Source organism: Streptomyces caeni (genome assembly GCF_042678285.1).
GTDB classification, from domain to species: domain Bacteria; phylum Actinomycetota; class Actinomycetes; order Streptomycetales; family Streptomycetaceae; genus Streptomyces; species Streptomyces caeni.
Genome location: NZ_JBHUDX010000005.1, coordinates 47895 through 54274, shown reverse-complemented (window position 1 = coordinate 54274; position 6380 = coordinate 47895). Strand labels below are relative to the sequence as shown.

Genomic DNA, 6380 nt, shown 5'->3' with positions numbered 1-6380 from the left:
TCCGCGAGCGGATCCGGTCCCCCGCGGAGGAGCACAAGGCGACCCATCTGCTGTGGGAGAAACACCGGTCGGTGCTGGAGTGGCTGCTCGGCGCCGCCGCCCACTGTACGGGCACGCCCATGTGCTGCTCGTCGAGAAGGCGTTCTTCGTCGTCGACCGGGTGGTGGACCTGCTGCTCGGCGACCCGGTGCCGGCCCTCGTCCTGCACCGCCGGGGCCCGGCCGTGTCGAGTCCGAGCAGTGGCGGGACTTTCCGGAGGCGGACAACGGGCTGATGCGCGTGCGCAGCGACGGCGAACCGGGGGCTGCCGTGGAGGCGTTCTTCGACGCGGTCGACGCGATGCTCCCGGCGGCCCCGCGCGACGCGGTGGGAGAGATCCTCACCCGGCTGGGCCGGGCACGGGACCGGGCCAGCCGGGAGGGGATCCCCGGGGACGCGGCGGACGTGCCCGCGCTCAATCCGCTGGTCCCGGCTATCGTGCGCACCGCGGCGCACTGGAGCGCGGGCGGTGACCGCGTCCTTCTGGTCCACGACGAGCAGAACCTGCTCACCGCAGGCGCATCGCCCGGATCGAGGAGACGGCCGGGCTCGCCGGGCTCCGGCTCGTCGACTCGCGCCTCCCCCTCGGGCGCAGTTCGCCGGCTGCCTGGCCGAAACCGCGCGCGGGATTGCCTCGGACCAGCCGAACGGCCGCCGCAACCGGGTGCTCACCGCGCTGCTGCGGCCCTGCGTCGAGGGGGACTCCGCGTGGGGCGACGAGCGCAGCGGCACGGCGCTGCGCGGCCCCGCGCCGGCACCGACCGCATGACGTCCACGGCACGCCGGTGAACACCCCGGCGCGGACGCACGTATGGAGGAAGGGCGCTCGACGACCGGAGCGTCCCGCGGTGGTGACGCCGTGCTGTTCGGGGTTCGGGAGCCATGGATGAGGCATGCACGACGACGGATCGTCCGGCGGGGAGCGCGGATCGCGGCCCTCGGCGGGGTGCTCCTGGGTGGTCTGATGGTCACTCAGGCCCTGGCGAGCGAACCGTCCGGCGCGCAGACTCCCGACGGTACGTCCGCCCAGGCCGCCTCCCGTACGGGTTCCGCGCTCGTGTCGCAGCTCGGGACCTCGCGCACGGCGGGCAGTTGGGTCGCGTCCGACGGGAAACCGGTCGTCGCCGTGACCGACGAGGCCGCGGCCGCCCAGGTGACGGCGGCCGGGGCCCGGCCCAAGATGGTCCGTCACAGCATGGAGCAACTCAAGTCGGCTACGAAGAGCCTGGGTTCGGCCCCCCGGGTGACCGGTACCGCCTGGGCCGTGGACTACCGGACCAACCAGGTGGTGGTCGAGGGCGACAGCACCGTTTCCGCCTCCGACTGGTCCCGCATGACGGAACTCGGCGACGGGATCGGCGACTTCGTCCGGATGGAGCGGGTCCAGGGCAGATTCACGACCCGGGTGAACGGCGCCCAGCCGATCTTCTCGACGGGCGGCCGCTGCTCGGCGGGCTTCAACGTGACCGACGGCACGAGCGAGTTCATCCTCACCGCCGGACACTGCGGGCCCGGCGGCTCGCTGTGGTTCTCCGACAACACGGGCCGCACGCAGATCGGCCGCACGGTCACCTCGGAGTTCCCCGGCGACGGCGACTTCTCGCTCATCCGGTACGAGAACGGGCAGGCGAGCACCAGGGAGAACGTCGTCGCCATCGGCGGCGGGCGCGGGGTGCGCATCACGGCGGTCGGAGACCCGGTGGTCGGGCAGAGGGTCTTCCGCAGCGGCAGCACCAGCGGTCTGCACGATGGCGAGGTCACCGCGCTCGACGCGACGGTCAACTACCCCGAGGGGGCGGTCACCGGCCTCGTCCAGACCACGGTGTGCGCCGAACCGGGCGACAGCGGAGGCCCGTTGTTCTCCGAGGGCATCGCGCTCGGGGTGACCTCGGGCGGCAGCGGCAACTGCCGGACGGGCGGTACGACGTTCTTCCAGCCGGCGACGAAGGCGATGTCCGCGCTCGGGGTGCGGCTGACGGGGCAGCCGCCGGCGGCTGCCGGCGCGCCCGCCGCGACATCCGCGGCCGGCTCCCCGTCCGCCCCGGCGTCGCAGGGTGCGGCCATCGCACCCGGGTCGGCGGCCCCGGGGTCGGCCGCTCCCGGCGCCGTACAGCAGGTCGGCACCGCCGGCGCCTCCGGCGGCCTCCTGTCACGGCTCGGCGACCCGCGGAACATCGGACCCGGCCTGCTGGTCATCGCCGGCAGCCTCGTCGCCCTGGCGGCCACCCGGTACATCCGCACGGAGCAGGAACGCAACGCCTACCGCCGTGCCTACTCCGCCACATGGGGCTGATCGGGGATCAGGCCGCCTTCGTGGAACGCGGGGAGGCAGCCGCCCATTCCATGACGAGCCGCTGGTAATCGCGCCGCTGCTCCATGCTCAGCGTCCCGCCGCTGCGGAACCACAGGGCCCGGATCTCCTCGTTGACCTCGTCCGCGGAGCGTTCCGCTGCGGGCTCGGGAGTGGTGGACATACCGTGAAGCATACGCAGCATGCCGTGAAGACGATGTGATGAATCGGGTGCCATCCGGTATCACGGACCGTGAAGCTGATCACTCCGCGCCGGTCGCGGATCACAGGAAAGGGCCGGCCTCCCGCATCCGTCGAGCCGCATCGCGGGGCGCGGCCGTGCCCCGACCGGGATGCGGTGATCACACTGTTGCGCACTCCGGTCGCCCGGTCCGGCCGTTGACGGGACGACCGGACCGCACGCGCCTCAGGTGCCGGGCTTGCGGCCGTACACGAACACGTCGTCGCCGGTCTTCAACAGCGACCAGTACTTCTTGGCGGCGGTCTTGGTCATGTTGACGCAGCCGTGCGAACCCGGCGGATTCCACATGCCGACCCCCACCGAGTGGAACGCCTGGCCGCCGTCGAAGAACTGACTGTAGGGCATGGGCACGTTGTAGATGGTCGACACATGATCGATGTCCCGCCAGTAGATCCTCTTCAGGCCGGTGCGGGTCTCGTACCCGTCACGGCCGGTGCGGACCGGTACGGGGCCGTAGACGAGTCGCTCCCCGTCCTGGATCCAGCTCAGCTGCAGCGTGAGGTTGACACAGGCGATCCGCCCCTTGTTGACGGGGCACGCGCCGCCCTTGTTCGGGTTCGTCCCGACGGCCTTCTGCTTGTTCATCAGGTCCATGACCCCCCAGGTCACGGGGCCCGCGTAGCCGATGGCCGGGGTGATGCCGTGCTTGCCCTGGAAGGCCCGGATCGCCTCGCAGTCGGCGGCGGACTGTTTGCCGTCGGCCGGCCGGCCGAGGAACTTCTCGACCTTCTTCTGGTACGGCCCGACCTGCGTGGTGCAGCTCGCGGCACCCGCGGGCGCGGCGCCGAGCGCGAGCGTGAGCGGTGTCACGAGTGCGGTGACCCCGAGTGCGACGGCTCCCCGTCTACGTATGTCCCCCATGGCGGACCTTTCGTCTCCGGTACGGGCTCCTGTGCCGGATGCTCACCGTACGCGGCACTTGTCCCGCCAGGTAGACCAACCTCGGCGCCAGGGGGTTGCAAGCCCGTCCGCACCGGGCCAAAACGTGATATTCCACCCTGGCCGGCCGGCAGGGACGTACGGTGCGACGCGGTCGCGGTCAGGGCTCGGTGGCCGGGATGCGGTCAGGGCTCGGTGGCCGGGATGTGGACCACGATGCGGGCACCGGGCCCGTTGTCCTCGATGCGGACATGGCCATGGTGGGCGGCGACGACGTCATGGACGATCGCCAGCCCCAGACCGCTTCCGCCGGTGTCCCGGGCCCGCGCCCCGTCGAGGCGGGTGAAGCGGTCGAAGACACGGCGCCGGTCGGCCGGCGGGATGCCGGGACCGTCGTCGGCGACCGTCAGGCACGCGGTGCGGTCACGGACCCGCAGGCTCACCTGGATCCGGGCGACCGCGTACCGGATGGCGTTGTCCAGCAGATTGCGCACGACGCGGGCCAGCGCGTCCGCGTCCCCGTGCACACGGGCCGCGCCGACGGCGTGCTGGTCGATTTCGAGGCAGGTGTGCCGACGGGCGCTGCGGACCTCCTGGAAGACGATCTCATCCAGGTCCACGGGGCGCCTGCGCAGCCGGGGCCGGGCGTCGAGGCGGGCCAGGCGGACGAGCCCGTCGACGAGCGTGGACAGCCGCTCGCTCTCCTCGAGGAGCGCGGGACCGCGTGTGCTCCAGTCCGCGGCCCCGGGATGCCGGACCGCCACCTCCAGCTGGGTGTGCAGGCTGCTGAGGGGGCTGCGCAGTTCGTGTGCCGCGTCAGCGATGAACTGCCGCTGCCGCTGCGCCGAGACATCCAGCCGGGCGAGCAGGTCGTTGAGCGTCCGGGCCAGCCGCCCCAGGGCGTCGTCGGCCGGCGGTACGTCCAGACGGCGGCCCAGGTCGTAGATGGTGATCTCGGCGGCCTGGGCGCGCATGGCCTCCACGGGCCGCAGGGCCCGGCCGGTCAGCAGCCAGACGGCTCCGGTGAGCAGGGCGACGGCCGTCGGCACGGCGACGGTGAGACCCAGGGTGAGTTCCGACAGGTTGTGATCCACGTCCGCGGTGGGGACGGCGACGTACACCGTCAAGGGGTCGCCGGGCTTGCCGGCGGTGACGCCCACCGCACGCCAGGTGCCCGCCTCGTCCAGGGGCAGCCCGTGCACGGTGTGGGCCCGGGTCGTCGCGGAGGAGGCGGGGGCGAAGGAGAACAGCGCGGGCTCGCCCGCCAGGTTCGCCGAGCTGGACCGCACGGCCCGGTCGGCGCCCACGACCTGGACGGCGCTGTCGCCGCTGTCGGAGGCCGGCAGGGTGCGGGCCAGGCCGCCGCTGTCGAGGCTCGCCGCGATGACCTGGGCCCGCTGCAGCGCGGTCTGGTCGAGCGCGCCGACCAGACTGGAGCGCAGCCAGCCGGCCAGCAGGGACGCCGCACCCACCAGTGCCAGCGCGATCATCAGCGCGGCCGCGGCGGTCAGCCGCAGCCGCAGGGAACGCCTGGCCCACCACGCGGGTACGGGGATGCGCACGGCGTCACCTCCCGCTGCCGCGCAGCCGGTAGCCGGCGCCGCGGACCGTCTCGATCGTCCGGCGACCGAAGGGGGCGTCGATCTTGCGCCGCAGATAGCCGACGTAGACCTCGACGATGTTGGTGTCGCCGTCGAAGTTCTCCTCCCAGACGTGGTCGAGGATGTCCGTCTTGCTGATGACCTCGTCGGAGTGCCGGAGCAGGTACTCCAGAAGAGTGAATTCGCGGGCGGTCAGGGAGATCTCCTGCCCCGCGCGGTGGCAGCGGCGGCAAGCCGGGTCCAGGGCGAGGTCGCCGGCCTCGAGCACCGCGGGCCGGGCGGGCGCGCCGCGGCGCAGCAGAGCGCGCAGATGGGCCACGAGCACCACATAGGAGAAGGGCTTGCTCAGATAGTCGTCGGCGCCGAGGTCGAGAGCGTCCGCCTCGTCGTACTCGCCGTCCTTCGCGGTGAGGATGAGCACGGGCGCCCACACGTCGGCCGCCCGCATGCGCTTCAGCACCTCGTATCCGGACATGCCGGGCAGCATCAGGTCCAGCACGATCGCGTCGTGCGGTTCATTGGCGGCACGCCACAGCCCGTCGACGCCGTCATTGGCGACATCGGCGACGAAGCCCTCCTCGGCGAGCCCCTGGGCAATCGCCTCGGCGAGCCCCCGTTCGTCCTCGATCACCAGCACTCGCATGGTCGTCCTCTTGATCCACCCTACGGAGACCCGGCCCGGACCGCGCGTCGAGCACACTCGGTGACGGTCGCGGCGCGGACCGCGAACGAGGCGGCCACCTCTCTCAGCCTCCTCTCAGCGACCCTGCCGCAGGCTGAGGTCAACGGGATGAAAGAGGGCTTCCGCGCCCGTCAGACGAAGGAGAGACGCAATGACGATCGTCCGACGCAGGGTCGCACTGATCGCCGGCACGATGCTGCTGGCCGGCGCGGCGAGCAGCGGTGTCGCGATGGCGAGCACTCCCTCGGTCGCGCCCACCTCGGTTCAGACCAACAACGGCCACGGGGACCACGACCGCGGGTACTACCGGGACTACCGGTGCTGGGACTGGCGCAACGACCACGGTTACCGGCACCACGGCCGGAACTGCTACGTCTACCGCTACGACGGCCGCGGGCACTTCCGGGACGGCTTCCGCGACCACGGCTACTACCGCGACTTCCGCGGCCACGGATACTTCAACAACTACAACTTCGGCTACCGGGACCACGGTGGCTACTTCAACGGCGACCGCGGCGGCTACTTCGGCGACCGCGGCGGCTACTTCAACGGAGGTTACCGCGGGCGGTGACGGCGCCGTGTGACCAGCCGTCGTGTGCCGGTTCGTGCCCCCGGGCGCGAACCGGC

The 6380-nt window shown here is 72.1% G+C and carries 7 protein-coding genes; 2 read left to right on the top strand and 5 right to left on the bottom strand.

Annotated elements, in window-relative coordinates; translation table 11 throughout:
- Positions 1–208 (bottom strand): hypothetical protein (locus ACFSL4_RS02580; protein WP_381077832.1); only part of this gene is annotated, 208 nt, incomplete at its 3' end.
- Positions 209–925: 717 nt separating this feature from the next.
- On the opposite strand from ACFSL4_RS02580, the gene ACFSL4_RS02575 reads away from it, so the two are divergent.
- On the top strand, positions 926–2332 hold the full coding sequence (locus ACFSL4_RS02575; protein ID WP_381077830.1) for a S1 family peptidase: 1407 nt from the start codon (positions 926–928) through the stop codon (positions 2330–2332).
- 7 nt (positions 2333–2339) lie between these two features.
- On the opposite strand, the gene ACFSL4_RS02570 is transcribed toward ACFSL4_RS02575, so the two are convergent.
- From ACFSL4_RS02570 to ACFSL4_RS02555, 4 genes are all read right to left on the bottom strand, one after another.
- The gene (locus ACFSL4_RS02570; protein ID WP_381077960.1) at positions 2340–2525 is read right to left on the bottom strand and encodes a hypothetical protein; all 186 of its coding nucleotides are present in this window, start codon (positions 2523–2525) and stop codon (positions 2340–2342) included.
- A gap of 231 nt (positions 2526–2756) precedes the next feature.
- Positions 2757–3452, bottom strand: a complete 696-nt coding sequence (locus tag ACFSL4_RS02565) for a L,D-transpeptidase family protein (protein WP_381077827.1) — start codon at positions 3450–3452, stop codon at positions 2757–2759.
- Between the two features lie 203 nt (positions 3453–3655).
- Complete coding sequence (locus tag ACFSL4_RS02560; RefSeq protein WP_381077824.1) at positions 3656–5032, bottom strand: sensor histidine kinase; 1377 nt, start codon at positions 5030–5032, stop codon at positions 3656–3658.
- 4 nt (positions 5033–5036) lie between these two features.
- Positions 5037–5714, bottom strand: a complete 678-nt coding sequence (locus ACFSL4_RS02555; RefSeq protein WP_381077822.1) for a response regulator transcription factor — start codon at positions 5712–5714, stop codon at positions 5037–5039.
- Between the two features lie 190 nt (positions 5715–5904).
- Between ACFSL4_RS02555 and ACFSL4_RS02550 the strand changes: the two genes are divergently transcribed.
- A complete protein-coding gene (locus ACFSL4_RS02550; RefSeq protein ID WP_381077819.1) occupies positions 5905–6324 on the top strand; it encodes a hypothetical protein in 420 nt (139 codons plus the stop codon).
- The last annotated feature ends 56 nt before the right edge of the window (positions 6325–6380 follow it).

Bases quoted from the DNA above. Each gene is read 5' to 3' on its own strand.
- ACFSL4_RS02575 (WP_381077830.1), top strand. From the start codon at position 926: ATGAGGCATGCACGACGACGGATCGTCCGGCGGGGAGCGCGGATCGCG.
- ACFSL4_RS02555 (WP_381077822.1), bottom strand. From the start codon at position 5,714: ATGCGAGTGCTGGTGATCGAGGACGAACGGGGGCTCGCCGAGGCGATT.
- ACFSL4_RS02565 (WP_381077827.1), bottom strand. From the start codon at position 3,452: ATGGGGGACATACGTAGACGGGGAGCCGTCGCACTCGGGGTCACCGCA.
- ACFSL4_RS02550 (WP_381077819.1), top strand. From the start codon at position 5,905: ATGACGATCGTCCGACGCAGGGTCGCACTGATCGCCGGCACGATGCTG.
- ACFSL4_RS02570 (WP_381077960.1), bottom strand. From the start codon at position 2,525: ATGCTTCACGGTATGTCCACCACTCCCGAGCCCGCAGCGGAACGCTCC.